Annotated in this window: 13 protein-coding genes; 3 read left to right on the top strand and 10 right to left on the bottom strand. The window is 52.7% G+C overall.

Annotated features, from left to right (window positions below; all coding sequences use genetic code 11):
* Nucleotides 1-4 precede the first annotated feature (4 nt).
* Nucleotides 5-1,405, top strand: coding sequence for a toprim domain-containing protein (locus EAH73_RS20485; RefSeq protein WP_140469304.1), 1,401 nt, complete (start codon nucleotides 5-7; stop codon nucleotides 1,403-1,405).
* A 45-nt stretch (nucleotides 1,406-1,450) separates the two neighbouring features.
* Here the strand turns inward: EAH73_RS20485 and EAH73_RS20480 are convergent, their stop codons facing one another.
* Together EAH73_RS20480 and EAH73_RS20475 are read right to left on the bottom strand one after the other, a co-directional pair.
* On the bottom strand, nucleotides 1,451-2,827 hold the full coding sequence (locus EAH73_RS20480) for a Y-family DNA polymerase (RefSeq protein WP_140469303.1): 1,377 nt from the start codon (nucleotides 2,825-2,827) through the stop codon (nucleotides 1,451-1,453).
* Between the two features lie 11 nt (nucleotides 2,828-2,838).
* A complete protein-coding gene (locus tag EAH73_RS20475) occupies nucleotides 2,839-3,282 on the bottom strand; it encodes a LexA family protein (protein ID WP_240047354.1) in 444 nt (147 codons plus the stop codon).
* A 284-nt stretch (nucleotides 3,283-3,566) separates the two neighbouring features.
* On the opposite strand from EAH73_RS20475, the gene EAH73_RS20470 reads away from it, so the two are divergent.
* A complete protein-coding gene (locus tag EAH73_RS20470) occupies nucleotides 3,567-4,184 on the top strand; it encodes a recombinase family protein (RefSeq protein WP_140469301.1) in 618 nt (205 codons plus the stop codon).
* 56 nt (nucleotides 4,185-4,240) lie between these two features.
* Here the strand turns inward: EAH73_RS20470 and EAH73_RS20465 are convergent, their stop codons facing one another.
* From EAH73_RS20465 to EAH73_RS20435, 7 genes are all read right to left on the bottom strand, one after another.
* Complete coding sequence (locus EAH73_RS20465) at nucleotides 4,241-8,026, bottom strand: ATP-binding protein (RefSeq protein WP_140469300.1); 3,786 nt, start codon at nucleotides 8,024-8,026, stop codon at nucleotides 4,241-4,243.
* 32 nt (nucleotides 8,027-8,058) lie between these two features.
* On the bottom strand, nucleotides 8,059-10,320 hold the full coding sequence (locus EAH73_RS20460; RefSeq protein WP_140469299.1) for a P-loop NTPase fold protein: 2,262 nt from the start codon (nucleotides 10,318-10,320) through the stop codon (nucleotides 8,059-8,061).
* A gap of 107 nt (nucleotides 10,321-10,427) precedes the next feature.
* Nucleotides 10,428-11,135, bottom strand: coding sequence for an RloB family protein (locus tag EAH73_RS20455; RefSeq protein WP_140469298.1), 708 nt, complete (start codon nucleotides 11,133-11,135; stop codon nucleotides 10,428-10,430).
* Nucleotides 11,125-12,450 carry an AAA family ATPase gene (locus tag EAH73_RS20450; RefSeq protein WP_140469297.1) on the bottom strand — a complete coding sequence of 442 codons (1,326 nt, stop codon included), beginning with the start codon at nucleotides 12,448-12,450 and terminating at the stop codon, nucleotides 11,125-11,127. Before EAH73_RS20450 ends, EAH73_RS20455 begins: the two co-directional genes overlap by 11 nt.
* Before the next feature lie 206 nt (nucleotides 12,451-12,656).
* A complete protein-coding gene (locus EAH73_RS24040; protein ID WP_410503826.1) occupies nucleotides 12,657-12,887 on the bottom strand; it encodes a 5-methylcytosine restriction system specificity protein McrC in 231 nt (76 codons plus the stop codon).
* Between the two features lie 332 nt (nucleotides 12,888-13,219).
* The gene (locus tag EAH73_RS20440; protein WP_140469296.1) at nucleotides 13,220-14,158 is read right to left on the bottom strand and encodes a hypothetical protein; all 939 of its coding nucleotides are present in this window, start codon (nucleotides 14,156-14,158) and stop codon (nucleotides 13,220-13,222) included.
* A gap of 177 nt (nucleotides 14,159-14,335) precedes the next feature.
* A complete protein-coding gene (locus EAH73_RS20435; RefSeq protein ID WP_140469295.1) occupies nucleotides 14,336-16,561 on the bottom strand; it encodes a hypothetical protein in 2,226 nt (741 codons plus the stop codon).
* Nucleotides 16,562-17,107: 546 nt separating this feature from the next.
* Between EAH73_RS20435 and EAH73_RS20430 the strand changes: the two genes are divergently transcribed.
* Nucleotides 17,108-18,595 (top strand): HEPN domain-containing protein, encoded by a 1,488-nt coding sequence (locus EAH73_RS20430; RefSeq protein ID WP_140469294.1) that lies wholly within the window; start codon nucleotides 17,108-17,110, stop codon nucleotides 18,593-18,595.
* A gap of 214 nt (nucleotides 18,596-18,809) precedes the next feature.
* Here the strand turns inward: EAH73_RS20430 and EAH73_RS20425 are convergent.
* A partial coding sequence (locus EAH73_RS20425) for a recombinase family protein (RefSeq protein ID WP_205013029.1) occupies nucleotides 18,810-19,234 on the bottom strand: 425 nt, incomplete at its 5' end.

Genomic DNA, 19,234 nt, shown 5'->3' with positions numbered 1-19,234 from the left:
TCACATGCAACAGCCCCGCGAACCAGAACTCAACTTCAACCAGGTAAAGAAGGATATCAACCTGGTTGATTTGGTACTTACCCTTGGCTACCAACACAACCGCGCCAAGAGTGGCTCGGACATTGAAAAGGGTAAATTTCACACGTTCGACTATAAGGGCAAGCCCGGGCTCGACCAGGTTATCATTTACAAGAATCCGGCCGGCGACTACCTCTATTTTAACCGGGCCGACGACCGCGACAAAGGCAGCGTCATCGACTTTCTGAAGCACCGCATCGAGAACCCGCGCATCGACGGGGTGGTAGCCACTCCAGGCAAGAACATCTGGGCCAGCGTTATTGAAAACGCCAAACGCTTCCTAAATCTACCGGCAGCGGAACGCAGTACTAGCCACCAGTTGCAGCAGCGGATTGAGCCGTTGCAGCGCGGCGATACCTATGTGCCTGACTTTCTGCGCAAGACTACCCCGCTCACGGATACGGCCTACCTCATGCACCGGGGCCTGAGTCCCGAAACGCTGGCTAGCCCCTTGTTTACCGGCCGCATTCTGAACCACGTGCACACCGGCCAAACCAAGGAAGGTCGTCCGTACAAGTTTGTCAATACGGCTTTCCCGCAGGTCTATCAGGATAGCATCGTTGGGCTGGAAATCAAGGCCAATGGGTTCAAGGGCCAGGCAGCTGACTCGCTCAATTCGTCGGCCTTGTGGCTCTCAAACACCAATAGCAAAACCACGACGCTCGTAGTGGCGGAAAGTGCCATCGACGCGCTCTCGCACTACCAGCTTAAGCAGCCCACAAACGCGCTCTACGCCTCCACGTCAGGCCAGGTGACCGACAATAAAGTGACTGAGCTCAAGCGCCTGGTCGAGAACAACAACCTCAAAACGGTAAAGCTGGCGCTCGATAACAACTTAGAAGGGCACCTATTTGATACCCGGTTGATTGTGGGCCTGGCGCGCCCGGCTACCCCGATGGGTATCGTCCGCACCTTGCCCGGCCTGATAACCGTGGCCATCCACTCGGTGCAGGACGAGCCGGTAAGCCGGCTGCACCGCGAGGCTAAGGCCTACAACCAGCAAGTGCTGGAAAGCTACCGTAAGGTAGCGGGACCGGAGGCCGTTCCAGGGCCCACGCTCGATATTGAGTTGATTAAGGCTTCGAAGGTGGGGGACCACAGCTATCAATTCCATGTGCCCAAGCGCCTCGAAACCTTAGCCGCTTTCAACCAGTCGCTCATTAACGCCTTCCCCATGGTGGCCCGGGTCGAGCTGGAGAAGTCGAAGGCCAATGATTGGAACGACCAGCTAAAAGAACAGCTTAAGGAGAAGAGCCAGGCAGTAGGGCAGGAGCCCACTACAGCGCCCGAACAGGAGCCACGCCCGCGCCGTGGGCCTCGCCTCTAGCTACTCGAAGATTGCTCACCTATCTGCTGCGTCAGCTATTTGCGTTCAGTTCACAAGCAGTAAATCTTCCAATCGGGTGGTGAAAGCGGGAGAACGCCATTGGGCCTTTCCTTCCCAGGCTGGCCGGCTAGGGCTTCCTGCTGAACCTGAGTTGGTTGGTGCAGAAAGCGTAGTGGCTAGGCGTACCGTTCCGCGTCCGAACCGCTGATTCAGGGCGTCCAGGCTGGCCATCAAGGCCGGTCGGCTGGTTGTTGCTATCTCTTTTTCCCCTTTGTTCTCTCGTTGAGCCGGGGTAGGGGAGGGGCTGAATAACGTAAGTTGCTGCCCGTTGCCAGGAGCTTCCAATCCGTCTAGTACTACACCCGCTTTGTGATAGGACGTGCCTGTTTCCCATAACCGGCGCAGTAGAGAGCTGGCGTAGCTCAGCAGTACCGTTGTATCGTTTGTTGGGCCACTAGGTAAGGTAAGGGTCGCTGACCGGGAGTAGGGCGGGAGTACGTGCGGGTCAAAGCGGTTTTTGCTGATATACACCGTCAGCACATGGGCCAAGTCTTCCTGTGCCCGCAGCTTCTCCGCGGCCCGCGAGAGAAAGGTGGCCACGGCCGCCAGCACGTTGGAGTACTCAGTTAATGGCCGGCCGAACGTGCGCGAGCAACTGATACTTTGCCGGTCAAGCGTGCCGTCTTCCGAGGGGTGCAACCCTGTGCAAGGCTGGCCTTGTAATTCCTGTACCAGTCGTGCCCCTACCACCCCGCCTAGGTGCTTACGGGCCCAGGCCTCGCTTACCCGCGCTAGGTCGCTCGCTGAGTCGATGCCCGCCGCAGTGAGTTTAGCAGCGTATTGGCGGCCGATACCCCACACGTCCCCGACCGCCACTTGCCGAAGCGCCCATGCTTGGCGCTCAGTGGTGTCGAGGTAGAGTACGCCGTCCAACTCCGGTAGCTTCTTGGCCAGGCGGTTGGCGAGTTTGGCCAAGGTCTTGGTCGGGGCTACGCCGACGCAGGTAGGAATGCCCGTTCGGCGCTTCACATCGGCGCGCAGGGTTTGGGCCAGCTCATCCAAGCGACCCAGGTAAGGCGTAAGGTGCTGCTCCAACCCGTGCAGGTCCAGAAAGGCCTCGTCAATAGAATAGATTTCCAGGGCAGGTACCCGTTGCGCCAGGCAATACATGACCCGGGCACTCATGGAGCCATAGAGGGCGTAATTGCTGGAAAATACGGCTGCGTTATGCGCCTTCAACAACTCCTTGACTTCGAAGTAGGGCGCGCCCATTGGGATACCAAGCGCCTTCACCTCCGCGCTGCGGCTCACGACGTTGCCGTCGTTATTACTTAGGACCACAACGGCCCGCTTCTCGTAACGCGGCTGAAAGACGCGCTCGCAGCTCACATAGAAATTGTTGGCATCTACTAGTCCGAACATAGCATGGGCGCTTAATCGCGGGTGCGTAGCAGCGCGGCCAGCTTACCGGGTACCAACTCGTGCAGCACGTGCGTGACGACGCCCCAAATGCTCACCTCGTCCGTGTCGCGAATCTGGTAAGGCTTATAGGCCGGATTGGCTGGCATCAGCCACCAACTGCCCTTTTGGTAGACAAACTGCTTGACGGTGCATTCGCCCTCCACCACGGCCACGACAATGTGCCCGTGGTCGGCTTCCATCTGCTTATCGACGGCCAACAGGTCCCCCGTGTGAATCTCCGCGCCGGCCATGCTCTCGCCGGATACTCGCACGAGATAAGTTGCATCAGGGTGGCGCAGCAGCAGCCGGTTGAGGTCGAAAAGTTCATCTTCCAGGTGGTCCGAGGCCGGGGAGGGAAAGCCGGCAGGTACGGTGCAACTAAAAAGCGGCAGCAGAAAGGGGGTCCCGGTAGGCACTACCGGGATTAATTCAACGTCACGCATCGACCAAGAGAGCTAGTGGAGGTCGCAAGTATACGTGATTGCCAACTAATTTAGTTTTATGTAGCTAAAAATAATAGTCTGTTTTCCGCCGAAAGAATGCTTTTACTCTATAGTGGCACATTGTCTCAAAGCTTACTTGTGAGCTACTACTCCGAGCTGGGGCCTTTATTGGACGGTTTTACCGAGGGCGTTTCCAGCGCGTAGAGGCGCTTTTTCCGACCGTTTCTCGCTGACCCTTATTGGAGTACCTTCAGGGCATGACAACCGTCGCCCTCTACGCTCGTGTCTCGACCAAGGATAAGGGTCAGAGTACCGAAAACCAGTTGCCCGAACTGCGACGCTTTGCGCAAGCTCACGGCTACACCGTTTACAAAGAGTACGTGGAGCACGAGTCGGGCGGTACGGGGAAGCGCTCCGAATTCCAGGCGCTGTTCGCCGATGCGCACCTGCGACGCTTCGACTTGGTGCTGTTCTGGAGCCTGGACCGCTTTAGTCGAGAGGGGGCATTGCCTACCTTGCAGTACCTCAATCAATTGCAAGGCTGGGGCGTGGGCTACAAATCGCTCACGGAGCAATACTTGGATTCAGTCGGACTCTTTCAGGAAGCCATTATTTCCCTTTTAGCTACGCTGGCTAAGCAGGAGCGCATCCGGCTGAGCGAGCGCACCAAGGCAGGTATGGCCCGACGTAGGGCAGAAGGCGTGCTGATAGGGCCGCCGACTAAGAGCGCTACGGTCATCGAGCAGATACAGGAAWTGAAAGCGAGCGGCCTTTCCAATTACGCTATCAGTAAAACGCTCGCCATCTCAGCTAGCACCGTAGCCAAATACTTAACCTCACAAACTATGCCGCCACATGCAGGTAAGTGCCAATGAGCGCCAGCGTTTGGCCAAATATAAAATGCCTTGAGAATRTCTTAAAACGGCAAAATTTAGTACGGGTCTGCAAAGTTGCGGGCAGCTTCTTCGGCTATGCTCTTGTTGAGGTAGCCAATTTGGCGAATGGCTTGCTGCCGGTAATCGAGCAGACTAAAAGTCTGCGTTTTCTGCTGGTCAATGGTTTGAATAACTTGCTCCCATATCTTTTTGTCGGCCTCGTGGACGGGAATCCAACTGCTACCAGTAACTCGATGCGAAGGGAATAAGCTGAGGTGCTGAAATAGCTCGCTGGGGTTATTAGGATAAGTATGAAAAATTAATTCCAACGTGGGCATGAGTTGTTCGGGCATCCCCTCGCGAACGGCCTTAAAAAGCAATTTAACGAGTTCGAGAGAATCGGGGCGAGTCTTAATGGTACGCTCGATGTAGTAAAGCATTCGCTGCTTTTGTTCGGGGTTGGTCTCTTTAGGAAATAGAGCTTGGACTGCTTCACTTCTAGAAAACCACCCAGTCTGCTCAGAGAGGAAAATCAGGATTTTGGTAATTTGCTCATCGTAGTCAGTGCCCTGCCAGAGAAATGTGAGAGGTCGGCGCTCAGAACGCGAAAGGTCAGCATACAGCTTGCTCTCACTACCGTAGAGTTCAAGCAAAAAATCAGGGTCACGCTTAACCAGGATGCTTAATTCTTGGCAATCCCAGTCATGGCAGACTTCCCGATTATTCCACCACTGGTAATAGCGCTTAAGAAGAGGAAGTTGTTGGTCGGTGAAGAAGTGGCTAAACCTATCAACAACTGCATAGCATAGATGCACTGCCGAATCTTGGTCGGCAACCTCTAAACCAATTGCCAGTAAGTCAGGGTATAGTGATGGCGAAACTGACTCAAAATGCTCAAGGTTATAGAAATTGAAATCGGTAATGCCAGACTTGAAAACGCGCATCAACTCCTGAAGCCAATATGTGGAAACCTCGATAGCAGGCAGGTATTTTAGGAATAAAAGTTGCCAAACTGCTTTAGCCTGATAATCACCCTTGCTGATTAAAGCATAATTGGCTTCCGCATCTTGCTGAGCCAGCAATTGAATAGTTTTCCAGAGCGTGAGCTTAGCAGGGTTATTCGTTGTGAATAGGTAAGCTATAACTCTCTTTGCTAGAGACAGGTCACGTTCGGTTAGCTCGTGGAAGAGTTCTGCTATTGAATTCACAAGCTGATGATGCTGGTCAAGGTGGCTAGCGGCAGCTTGCGGCAACAGGTTGTACAACTGGTGAAAATCGTCAATTAGGCGAGCATAGGAAGAGAAGCTCTTAAATTGGAGCGGTTTGGTACGACTACGGATGTAAGCACTGCGTTTAATGTCATCATAGATGATTTTGTGCTTTGGCTCGGAGAATTTCTTATAAGGCTGGTTGTACGCTAGCAGATTATAGAGTCGGAAAAAGGGGGCGTTGAATTTACGTCGAAGTGACTTGAGGTCAGCGTGAGTAACGCGCCATTCAAGCCAATTGCAATACTGGTTGACCAAGTAGCAATGGGCAAAGTCGGTGGGGTCGAGGCTACTATCGAAGAAAGGGATTACACGGTCGGCATCCCACTGTCGCCATTTTTTGCCGCTATCGCCGTCGTGCCGCTGGTTTAGGTAGTCGCCGATACCCTTGAGCGTGAGGGCGGGGTGCGTAGGGTATAGGTTGAAAAGCAATTGCCAAAGCGACTCGCGCCATGCTTCAAGACTTTWGCCTTTTTGAGGCAGCTCGTCGTTAGCAATGTTGATAGCATTGGGCTTGTGGCTGGGGCGAACACCGTGAAAAACGGTAGCCAAGCAGGACGGAACGATGTGAGCGATGAGCCACTGATAAAACGCGGCGTATGGCGCAAAACTGGCTCCAATAGTCAGCACCTTGACCAGCATTTCCTGAATATAGAGCCCTTGATGACGGTACTTATAAGCATCAAAATGAGCAATGGAACGTAGCGATTCCAAAGCTTTGGCAAAGTGGTCGGGGTGCTTAGCCGTGAATTCAATTAACAGGCGAAGTGCAGTAGGTAACTCTTCCAGCGCGTGGTTGCAGAGGTCTTTGAGGACGACATAAAGTGGGTTCTCCCGCAAATAAGAATGGTCGTTGCGCTCAGGGACAGGGTAATGAGCTACCTCGAACCTGGGCCAAGGCTGAGTGGCCAGCTGGTCAGCAGCCTCAGCCAAAATCTGATTAATGAGGAAGGGCCAAAAAACATGGTAGAAATTCCAACGGTCTTCGGCAGACAGGTCGGGTTGGGCAAGCCACTCTTCCACTGGCCTCTGGATTCTAGGCCGGACAGTATCCATGCCGAAGTCGTTGATACTACCATTAAGGGTGTCGATTATCCGGCGTTGCTGCTGCGGAAAGAAGTAGCGCAACAATTGAGAATAAGACAGTTTTGGATGTTCCGTGAGGAAAAAACGGTAGAAAACAAAGCTCCCAAGAATCTGGTCAGCACTTTTGACAATGTGGCCTTCGTGCAGGTCAACTAACTCGGCTTCGTGCAGTTCCTGTACCGCCTGCCAAAATTGCTCGGGGGAAATGTTGAAAGCCACTTCAACTTGGCGGGCCTGCTCATCGTGGTTCTGGTGAACGACGCGCAAGAAATGAATGATGGCCAGCACTTGCCCAAGTAGTGGATTTTGGCGAGCCGCCAACTCGTCCAGAACAGGGCCAAAATACCCCTCATAGATATCGTAGATGTTGTGAAGCCGGTGTATGCGTTCGGCTTCGCGAGCTGCTTTGGCCGACATGATGGCCAGACGGGGGCGGCCAGCACTTAGCTGCTGAATACGTTGTACATAGTCGCCATTACGAATGCAATAGGGCTCAGCAGCTAGCAGTTCCTGGATGGCCTCGTCAGATAAGGGCTTCACTTCGAAGACATCACTGGGGTTTTTCTCGGCGGCTTTAGCCACACTGTCGCGGGCGTAGTCGCGGACGGTAGCAATGATTTTGAGGGTACCCACAGGATGAGCGAGTTGCTCGGCAAGTAGCGCGTTGAAGTAAGGGCTGACGCGGTTGGCATCATCGGCAACTACAACAATCTGCTGGCCAGGACGCAGGGCAAGCTGAAGCTCACGAATAAAGTCGGGTGACTTTTTATCAAATACAAAATAGAGCTGGCGGTGGTCGAGCTGCTCGGCACAATACGCTTGGGCCACGGTCAAGACGAGCTGCGTTTTGCCGACGCCCGCAGGGCCAGTAATAAGCAGCAAGTCGTTAGCTTCGAGTTTATTACGTAAATCAATTTGCTCAGCTTCGCGGCCAAACAAGGTTTCAGTGAATTGAGTAGTGCCTACTTGGCGCTGATGGATGCTAATAAAATCGGGAGCATGAATAAGCTGGCCGCTGCCAAGGTCGAGGCCGATATATTCAGCAGCCAGCGACGGGTACTCCAAGATGTACCGAACCAGCTGGTCGAGGTCGATGAGTTCAAGCTTGTAACCAGCTGTACGAGCTTGCTGGTCGAGTAGCGCAGCGGTTTCGGCAGGGCAACGACGGTTGAATACCAGGCAAATGCTCTCGACTTGGGTCGGGGTAATAGCCGGCTGGGTGCGCGTAATACAGTCCGTAAGGTCTTTTTGGAGCTTGGCCGGAAGGTCTTTGTTGGCGGTAGTGTAGGCTAGGAAAATAAAACGGCCGTCAGGGCGCTGGCACCAAGCATCGGGCACACCAGTGCGGTCTTTGTCGGCCCCAATCATAGTGCCCCACGACTGGATGCGCCAGCCTCGAAAACGGGCTAGGTAAGCATCCCCAAGGTTTTGAAAGCTGGAAGGGCTAAGAGTGGCCAGTTTTTCCTGGACGAGAGCAAGCTGGAACATAATCAACTTGTTACAACGGCTTATTCGGGAAGCTACTCAGCTTGAGCAGATGGGAGCGGCCGATTTTCATATAGCCAGATGAACTGCTGCAAGCGTTGGCTTGGAGTAGGTTCTTCAAAGTCTTCAAAATAAACGCCCGTGACCTCCTCAGTTCCAAACTGCGCCCGGACCAAGTCATACAGATGCTGACCGAATAGAGAGCGTAGGCGGTCAAAATGTGCTGGATGCAGGCCTCCTTGGAAGGAAGGAGCACCGCCGGATTTAATGCGCGAACCACTGGCTTCCAGAAAAGCAATGACATCTTCGGGATTCTGGTCGAGGAACTGGAATAGGTAGTCGACAGGCCCCGGCGGCAGTTCTAGCTGCGGCCAGATAACAGCCAAAAGCTTAAAAGCGTGTTCGGAATGAGTGTGATACAGCGGCGCACCATCGGCCTCTCTCAAAGCCCGCGAAAGCAGCAGTTGTCGACTGTCACTCAACAGTTCATCCCACACCTCAGATGCGAACATGGGGGCTGGGGCAGCAGGCTGGTCGAAATCGCTTCGGCGGCCCTCGCGTTCATGTCGTACCTGAAGTTGCTGGTCGAACTCGTAAGCCATAGAATAATTTCCACCCTCTCTCATAAGCTCAATGGCTAACCCTACCCGTTCGGGTTGCGGAAGATGGTTGAGAAGTGTCAATAGCAATCTGACGGTCTGGGGCATTCCGGCGTCACCAAATGCACCAGCATTATAGTCGGATATGTACAGGTCGGCCGTTTGGGTAACGGCGACAAATAGCGCACGACATTGCTCAGCCGTCAAGTCTGGCAGGCGATAGGTAATGCGCTCAAGGGCAATATCAGCTCCAAGGCGCTGCACGAAGTCACGTAAGGTATCGACCTGCGTTTCGTTATTATTGACAATAAAGGCATTGAATTCCTGGTCGGAAACATCGCCGCGAGCCACTGAGTAGGAGAAGTAACGACTGAAATAAGCAGGAGCAGCCACCGACTGCCGACGATTTAGCTCGGCTTCAGTAGTCGGCGTATTACTGTCCGCCCAAGACCACGGGCTAGTAGTGGTAGTTAGCCGTGGAAACAAGGCCGTAAGTAAGGCCTTGGCGGCGGCAGCAGTTTCGCCGGTGTAGTTAAAGGCATGTAAAACAGCCTCAAGCTGTGTATTTGTATCTGGTTCGTTAGCGTCGCCAAATGACATCAGTATTGGGCGTTCACCATCGCCAGCAAAGTAGTCTTGTCGGGCCGCTACAAACTGATGCAATTCGGGATAGAAGATATTGAGCGCCTCCACCAAAAGCAGATCGACGTTATTGACTTCGCCGCGCAAAAGCGGTAGGCTGAAGCGAATGGCATTAGCGTAGCGGATTGCGAGGCGTGGCGTGGTGAGTCGGGGCAAAATACCCCGGCGCAATGCATTATCAAAGCGTTGAGTATTGAGCGCCTGACCGGTACGCTGAGCTTCTTGGCTGTCTAACTCTGTTTGAGCGTCATGTAGCGCTTCCTGGGTGCGAGCGCGACAGTACTGCCACAGGTCTTGTTGGCGCGCGCGCGGTAGGCGCAGTGGCACTTGTACAATTTTCTCTAGGAAGTTCTGGCCGGCCGTCAGGGCATCGGCACTAGTGGCGTCGGCGCCAGCAGCGAAAATTTCGCCGATGGCGCGAGCTACCATTACATCATCAAAAGCTAGTAGATAAGCAGTGTGCCGGAAGTTGGCAGTGAGCTTGACGAGGCGAAAAACGGATTGAATCTGCGTCTTTTCGAGGCGGTCTATATCGTCAATGAACACCACTACGCGCTTTCCAGACTCAGTAATAGCTTGGTCGACGCGACGGTGTAATTCTTCAATACTGGGCTGGGCAATGTTGCCGATGGCCTGCAAAGTGCTACCAGGGTCGGAAGTAAAGCCAGCGAAACCCATCTTGGGTATAAGAGGAGCTACGTATTTGGTGACAGCTTCGGCAATCTTTTCGCCAGTGCCATGTAGGCTCTGCCCCAAAGCCTTGGTGAGTTGCTTGAAAAAATCGAGCAACAACTGACTTTCGTCCGGAAAGCGCCACGGGTTAAGATGCAAAATGATAGGTGCGGGGTTGGCATTAAGCAGGTAGTGCTCAATGAAATGAAGCACTGTGCTTTTACCCTCGCCCCACTTACCGTAAAGACCAACTACGCTACTGGCAGAGTGAGTCGATGTTAGTAGTATTTGAGCTAAACGCTCAGCAAAAGGAGCCCGCTGAAAGTCGTCGTGGCCAGGGTCAGTAAGAGGAGTGTCAGTTGAACGGTCAGCGGAGGTAGGCATAACTATAAGGCGCGCAGATTAAGACTGAGGCGTATTATGCTGTGAATATGATACTAGGTATCGGTAGGTGTGCAAGCAGTAGAATTTAAGCTTCAGTAATCAGCCCTTTATATGGCCATGTGGCGCTGAATAGTTTGCACTAGCTTGTAGACGAGTGTGGTAGACTCGCGTTGAGCTGGTGAAGTGCCCTGTTTAGTCCACTCCTGGTCAATTTTGCGGGCGCGGCCAATGGCTACTTTGCGACGGGTACGACCTGAATTTGGCTCAGCAGTTTGTAGCAAAGCGAAAAACTCGGGACTAATGAGCTTGCTGCCGGTGCCGTCGTAGCGCAGACCGAACGGTTCGAGGTGGGCATTTAGGCGAGCCATGTAGTCGGTGCGGGGCATGGGATTGCCGTCGTGGTTTTCGAAGTGTAACAAGAGCCAATACTCAAATGCCTGGTTGGAATAGGCAACTTGCAGGCCGTGAGCCTCGGCGCGGGCGATAGCATTGTTGAAGTTGTTGGCAGGAAAGCTGTCGCGGTCAAAGACGCACCACACTTGGTCGTACTGTTGCTGTCGGCTGAGTAGGATGGCCTGCTGCACCGTACTAGTCGTGTTGTTGCCCTCCCCAACCGCAATAACCCGGGCGGAGGCCAGCCGGAATTGGTTGAAATAGGAAGGCTCGGTGTTCTGGCCGTCACACACAATGAGGATGGTGGGTAACGGGGTGCGGGTAAGCCGGCGACGGGTGAGGTTTTCCAGGCTGGTACCCCCGCGGCGGGCCAGCGTAGCAGGGGCCGGCTGGGGGCGAGCAGGTCGGTGCTTAGCGGGCATCTTCAGGCTGAGACTGAGTAGCGGTAAATGGGTGGCCAAAATCACCTAGAATGGGAATAGCTCCGTACTTACCGCGGAGATAGTTGTCCTCGTACTGGCCGTCTTTTTTAACGCCCGTAAAGTCACCCAGTGAATAGAGGGTGGTGGCGCCGAACCGGTCTTTCTCAGTGAACCAGACCTGGTCGCGGCGGAAGCTGCTCTTACCGAGTAGGTTGCTGTTATGGGTGTTGAATAGTAGCTGGGCGTTGTGCGGGTTGAGCGTACGCGAGTTGAAGAGGGCCACAATCTGGGCGACCAGATTGGGGTGGAGGCGGGAGTCCAACTCATCGACCACGAAGACCATCCCGTTGTCGAGCACGTCGAGCAGGGGGCCGGTGAGGTAAAAGAACTTTTCGGTACCGGCCGACTCGTCAGCAGTCAGCGAGAAAGCTACCGACCCGGCCGCTTCCTGATTTGCATCGTACTGGAGACGAGCGGTATATACATCGGAGTAGATAACCGGCTTATGGCCCTGCTTGAGTTGCTCACGGAACTGGCGGCGCAGCTGCGTGGGCATAGCGGAGCTGACCTGCTCAAACTCGGCAGTTTCTATTTCCACGTCCAGAATAGCCAAATCAGCCTGGCGCAGCAAGTCGAGCATGCGCTGCTTCTGCGCCGGATTCTCAGCCTCGCTCATCGAGTAGCCCTGGTAGCTGTCAGCGCTCAGGCCGGAAAGACCATTGAGTCTATCATCGAACCATTCGAAGGCGTGTACGGCGATAGGGTTATTGAACTGGCTGGCCACGGAGAGCAGCAGGGCATTTTCGCGCACATTTTTACCAGTGACCAGGCTTTGAATAATGCCCGAAAAGCGCGACTTGTGCAGGCGGATGCCCTGCTCGTCGCGGTAGAACAGCTCAACCTCCTTGGTTTTTGGGCGGTAGTAAAACCACTCGGCCACTACCTGAGTGGTAGAGGCGGTAAAGCCGTAGCGGTATAATACCTGCTCGTGTAGGAAGACCACTTCGAATTCGGAGGGTTCGTGCTCGGTGACGGTGCTGAGCCGGAAGGGCTCGACAGCAATAGCGTCGCCTTTCTGGGTTTCGCGGGAGGAGTTAAGCACGAAATCGCGCATGAACATAATGGCCTGCACTAGCTTGCTCTTACCACTGGCGTTAGCCCCGTACACTACGGCACTGCGCAGCAGGCGCAAGCCGAATTCAGGTACATCCACTACGTTGTCGGCCTCACGGGTGGTATCGGGGCTAGCCAGTAAGCTCCACTCGGCAGGCTCGCGGAAGCTCTTGTAGTTGCGAACAGTGAAGCGAACAAGCATAATAGAGGTCGTTTTTAGCGCTAATCTGCGTAAAGTAACACTCTATTTTACCAATTAATTTAATATGGTAGCGTTAGTTTAGGGTCAGGACCTGCGTTAATCGCTCCACCAGTTCTTGCTCGTGGGCGGGTAGCAATACATTCAGACCAGTTGACGAAAGCTCCTGATAGCAATGAGCACCCATAATAAGGAAAAGCGATGGGCTGCTACCATGATGGTAGTTTGCCACTTAACCGGTCTTTTATCTCATACTTGAACTGAATAGCGGTGGCATTGCTGGCGGGGTGGCGTAGAGAATGGGGATAAAACAGATAGGTGTGGGGGGCACCGCGCCGCAGAGCATAACTAACCAACTGGTAGATGTCAGCCTGTGCCACCCCATCGGGCGAGACATTACCGGCAGTGGTAACCGGCAGCGATTTGTATTTGGTGTCGATAACCAGTGATTTTCCTTAGAATTTTGCTTAGGCTTGCGCTTCAGCAACAGGTCATGGCGCAGTTGAAAATACTGCTTGGGTTTGGCACCAATGAGCGTAGCAGTGGCCAGGTAGAGGTCACGGATTTAAGACTGGATACTGCATTGCTCGTCCAGATGGGTGCGGACGAAGCCTTCAATGGAATGCTCTAAGATGACTTCGGTGGGCAATAGGATAGCGAAGACACGCACTTCTTCGGTGTGGGCGAAAATATAGCTGGAGCTACCCTATTACTTCTATCTTAAGGGCAAGGATAGGCCCTTTTGCTATCTTTAGAGTTGTACAAGCAGCGGTTACCGGGCGGTCCGCAAGTGCTCCTCTAGCACACGTTGCATACGCTGTTCAGAATACTTGACCGTGGGTAGTTCGTCACCCGAAACCACCGCCTGTTGATAGGCTCGCCACTCGGCCTCGATCGGCAGGCGGTGCAGCCGCTGCTGGTACGCTTGCACGAAGATTTGCTGGCGGGCCGCCCAGAACCGCTCAGCCGACAGGCCGTGGAAGTACGCTAGCACCTCGGAGCGCTCGGCCAGCGTAAAAAACCGCAGTGACAAGCCAGGCTGGTTGATGCTGAAGCCCACGCCCACAGTCTGTTCTAGGCCGTCCACCTGTGCTGAGGTATAATTGAACAATAAGATGTAGTGATTGATTGCCAATAAGCGCGAGATTTCGCCTTGCCGCGGCAGATGCACTACATTGTTGCTGTTGTCCTCGGCAGTAGGCAAGTACCCTACCAGCAGGTTTAGTGACCCTAGGCGCAGAGCTTCTTCCGCTATCTGCCGACTATTTAGCTCGGTCTGCGCAGCTGTGTCGGCCAGCRGTTGGTTGACTAGACTCCCTAGCACGGCTTGCTGGTCAGCTGGTAAGGCGTAGTCATCAAACTGGGTAACAGCGCACCGGTAGATGGTAGACAGCCAGAATACGTAAGCAAGCTGATATTGGGATTCGGTCAGCGCCTGAGCCCGGCTCAGGGCGGGCACCACCTTCTGCTTGTAGACAGATTCGAGCACGCCGAGCCGCGTTTCGCAGACCGTGCAGAAGATGTGGTCGGCCACGTAGAAATTCTGCGCGGCATCCGTTTCGTCTAGGCCCCGGCCCATCGTCTGCTCGATGGTTTCGGGGAGCACCTGCCGGCCGAAGAAGGCCTGGGAGCCGGCCCCAGTGACGCTAAATAGCTGTTCCTTATCCCGGCCCTTCACCGCCCCGCCGTTGGCCATGTCTTCCAGCACCAAGTGGGAGATGATGTGTGAGCCGGTAGCGTTGGCCTCGCGCTGATTACAAATTAAACACGTCATCCGAGATAGCACAGGGAATATTAGCAGATACAGCAGCTAGTGGCACGCTACAGGTTGGCCCCGCATTGCTGCCAAGTGCTATACGTGGCAGCCCCGCCTAGGTAAGCTACCAACTCAATCTAGAAAATATCGATGACCGCGCAGGTAGAAATAACTTGGGTCGGGCAGCAGCAGCGTAGTGACGACCGGCTGGTATGCCCAGTGTCCAAACAAGTCAAGCACGGTAGTCTTTGCTTGGGCAAGTTCGCTGTTTGAGTCCTCGTAGCACGCCAGAATCAGCCGGTCGGGGCAGATAATTTTGGCTGCCTCCACCAAACTGCGCAGGGGCTTTAGGTCATTGGCCATAAAGGCCGAGCCGCTGTGCTTAGCCTCACCAATGATTAACTGTCCATCCACCAGTCCGATAATGTCTAGCTCTGCGCTGTTCAGTCCTAACCGATAGCTGTCGTACAGGTTGAGCTGCGGGCTGTATCCGAACGACTGGTGGGCTTGCTCATGCAGACTTACCAATGTCCGGATAACGGTTAAGTTGCCGTCGCGCATGAACCGAGACTGGAACATACTGTTTTTAATCACGCTGTTCAGTTTATAAGCAAAGGGCTGCTCGACCGGGAAGGAGAAGTCGCGCAGACAGCCGCTACATGGCACAGTCTGGGCCGCACCATTAAGCGGGTGCCAGAAAATGGACGAGCAGCGGGGACATTTTAGCTTAAAGCCGGGCAGTAGCACCCCGTAACCGCACAACTCCTGCACCGTGCGCCTCAAGCTCTGACGCAGGTTTCCCCCATTTATGGCGGTGGCTTTACTCAGTTTAATGCCCGCCTGCGATAGCGCAGCCTGACATCTCCTCACTAGTTCCTCGAACCCAATAGCATCGCCTGCTAGTGCCTCGCTCCTGCATAGCTCCTCGAAGACGTCTACCCAGAATTTATCGTCGAAGAACTCTCTAACTAGGGCGAAGTCTTGGTTGAATATGCTGAGGAAAGCGCTTAGTCGGTTGCTGTCGTCGTGCGGTCTTTGGTCAACAAACCGAGTACGCGTTGCCTGCCCGTGCAGCACAGGCGTGGCAATGAGTTGGCGTAGCAGTTGCGGAAACGAGGGCAGTTCTACCGTGACTGCGGCGGGCTCGTTGCCCTGGCTTGCTACCAGCACAGACAAATCTCGGCCCGGCCGTACCCGCCCCTTGCGGCCCTTGACGATAGAGCCACAGTTGGTAGTCAACGGAAACAGTAGCCGGTTGCGGTAGTCATCTGTACGCTGGCTTATTTCTAGGTCTACGGCCCACTGCTGCGGATAATAGTGCAGGTTTTTCGAGAAGCTAGGCATGGGTAACTGAATCAGGCCGCTGTCCGAAATCAGCGTCTGCGTGGTAGGCGATTCACTACTTTTGTGGGGGAGGTGGCCACTTGCATCCATAATGGCAAGCGGAAACTCAGCAATTGCTCGGTAGCGAAACGCTCGATGGCGGGCAATGGGTCGGAGCACGTCAGTGAGTAGCACATCAACTTCTGCCTCATTCAGGGAAAATGAAACCACTTCAATCGGTTGGTCATACGCGCTCATGTTGTGAAGCACGGCACCGAAGTAGCGGTCTCGTCCCAGCTCCCTCAATTCCTCTACTGTGCAGTAGAGCAAGCTTCGGCATTCGTAGAGCTGACGGTTCCAGTAATAAAGCAGGTCGGCTGTGGCACTCCGGTCTTTAGCCACTATTAATTCCGTCACGTTGTATGGCTGATAAACGCTGGTCCGCAGCACGACGGTGTGAAGGTTTTGCCGGACCAAATCCGAATGCAGAATTGAGGGCTGTTCGTGCAGGAGTTGGTTGATAGAGGCAAAGTTTTCGGCGGTCAGTGCTACCTGTCGGTAAGACCGGGTAATCTCCTCGTCAAAGGCAGCCGCCGACACCAGGCCAAAGTTGAGCTTGTAGAACGGTAGAAGCGGACTTGTCACTTGGTCTAGGCCTGATGCTACCAGCACAGGTAAGCCTGGCGTGAACTGTGTTAGCAGGTGTAAGGCGTACACGCCGCGCAACTCCTTACTATAACCTTTCTCGTTCAAGTCGAAGTAGCCGACAGGACTGAAGCAACGCAGCTGCTTGACTGCCTCTACGTCCACGCCCGGGCCGCACAGCACGTAGTCGGGGTCGTAATGCTGGAGCAGGGCAACGTAGCCGGGAGAGATGCCAGTAGCGGGCACCGGAATAATGGGCGTGTAGCGGCCACCCCAGTATTGTTGCAAAGACTGCATAAGAGCAGTCAGCGCCTCGTGGGTATACTCGTCCCTAACAAAGCACACATAGCGTAGGTGACGTACCTGGGAGACGATTTGGTACTGATTCATAGGGCGAGCGTTGATGCTGCCTGAGCCCAGACCAGGCAGCATAGGTAACAAAATTGGGCTAGCACGCAAGCTAATCGCTGCACACCGACTTGATTCTAACCGCCTTTAACCGAGCGGTTGCCGCCTACAGCCCCGCCCGGTCTGCTAGTGCACGCCGGCCGCGGCAGCGAGTACACCAGGAGGCCTTTACTACTCTGCTGGACCGCACCCAGGCCATTGCCAGCCTGAGCTGGCCCAGCAATCCCTACGACAAAGCCTTAGCCGAGAGTGACTGGAGCACGCTTAAAACCGAACTACTCCCCCGTGGGGTCTGCGTCGCTGATTTGCAAGAGGTTTGACTCAGACTGGACGAGTACCTCGACTATTACTACAACACCCAACGCTTGCATTCTGTCTTATGCTACTCTACCCCACTCGAAATCGAACTCTACTACCTTTCCAACCTACCTTAGCTTAGTGTCCGTTTGCACCCGACCACCTTAAGGACTGAGTTTTAGACTCAGGTCGCTGCTGGGGCCCTAGCAGCGGTATTAGCTAAACAGATAGATGATGATCAAGGAGATAATATATGAAAAGCTGAAAGCGGCTTTTATAGATGGGTTAGATAGCTTAACTAAATTTTTAGATAAACAGAAGCAGGATAAATATTCATTCTTTTCGATAGATTCTCACAAGAATTTCCCAGTTCTCAGAAATGCCGAGTTAAATGTATATCCTACATTTTACGTTGGTGATTCTGCAAAATCCGACTATTCTAGTGTTTTCAGTAACTGGCGATATAGTGAAAAGGCTGAAAAACCAGAAAGTTGGCAAGATTATAAAAGCTATATTCTCTCTAATGAGGAATTATGCAGATATTTTAAAATTGGAGAATTCTACCCGATAGATAGAAAAGAAGGTGGTAGAGATTTCTGGGAAGACTTTATGTTCGATGCTTTTGTTGGAGATTTAATAGATGCTTACATTCATAAGCATTCAAAGGAGTTTAATGAATCCTTCTTTTTGGAAATGTTTAACCTTTATTATAATTCTATCTCCTCAAAAAAGCTAATTGTTGACGTACTTATTCCAATAATACTTGTGGACTTCACGGTTGTTGACTTTCATATCAATGAAAATATATCCCTCATTCATATGCCAAATAGTCTGCAAATTTCGAGAAATATTAGGTTGAGTAGTAATAGAACTTCACATCCTGATGTAGCTGGCGCAGCAACCCATGCTTTTTTGTTTAAAAACATATCTTTTGATAATGCCGATTGTGATAGTATTTATAATACATTATCGGATATTGAATTTTATAAGAATACCCTCGTTGAGGTCGATTACCTATTTGCATGTTTAAGAAGTGTTTCTAAGGTTGAAACAGGTTATTGCCAGATAGTTGCGCGGCCCTTAGGCTGGCAAAGTAATTTTAAAGCAGATTTGGAAGAAACTTTCGTAGCTTCAGATAGAAAATATCCATCTCATTTTGAGAATAACGCTTGGTATAAAGCATATTCGTTAGTTGATGAGAAAAAATGCGAAGATATTAGATTATTATATTCTGGTTTGAGAGGCGATGCTGGTAAAGGTTTAGCTAACTTCGACTTATCTATTCAAAGATTGAATAAAGCATGTTTAAATAGCCCAGATGATGACGCAATTATAGATGCCGCCATAGCTCTAGAGAGCTTATTGATAAGTAGCGATGCTCATGGAGAAATAAACTACAAATTGTCAACGAGAGTATCATTATTGCATAAATTCTACCCATTCTCTGGTTTCTCTCCTGAAGGTCTAGCTGCTCTTTGTAAAAAAATATATGCTTTTAGGAGTGTAATTGTTCATGGGAATGCCAAGAAGTTAGATAGCTTGCGAATCGTTGGAATTGATGGCAATGATGAATTAACAGTGGTAGTTGCAATCAGGCTTCTTGAGCATATTATTCAAGTGCGCGTTTTGAATAAACAATTTGCAAAGGCAGAAGACATTGACAAGTTGATATTTCAACTTGAATTGCCCTCTCTACTGACAGGCGCGTCGGATAAATAACAGTTCAATATATTTGCGTATTTGTTCAAAACACTAAGCCCCGCGCCGGAAACGGCGCGGGGCTTAGTGTTTTGAAAGGTAATTGCGCTATTCGATGCTACGCCAGTCTCTTTCCGGGAAATTGCTACYAATCAGGTCGTGAATCAGCGAGTAATGAAGCTTAGATGTTTCATTTTGCATATTGTAAAGGAATCCTTACTACGCGTAAAACAACTCATTGGGTCGGTTTGGGCAGTAAACGCTGTATACCCATAGGATGAAATGCTTTCCCGTGCCGCGTGCGATAACCCGACTGGTTGAGTTGCTCCGCAATTGCGCGAAAAGTGGCACCGGTAGCTCGCAACAAGCCCGCCAGTTGTGCTGCTTGTCTATTATTTAGATTCGTCTGCGCATTGTGAGTCATGGCCGCCCATGATTTCTCCCGTGCCGCCTGAGTCAAATTAGCTGGCGTACCTAGCTGCGCCCCACGCGCCTTCTTCGCGGCGAGCGCATCACGGGTGCGGGTAGAAATGGCCGACGCCTCTTTCTGGGCCACGGCCGCCATGATGTGGAGGGTAAACTCATCGGCCGCCGGCAAGTCGACGGCCTGGAAGCGCACGCGGCTTTCCATAAGCGCAGCTAAGAAGGCGACGTTGCGCG

This window comes from Hymenobacter nivis (assembly GCF_006439025.1).
Taxonomy (GTDB): Bacteria; Bacteroidota; Bacteroidia; order Cytophagales; family Hymenobacteraceae; genus Hymenobacter; species Hymenobacter nivis_A.
This window is presented reverse-complemented; position numbering and strand designations above follow the sequence as displayed.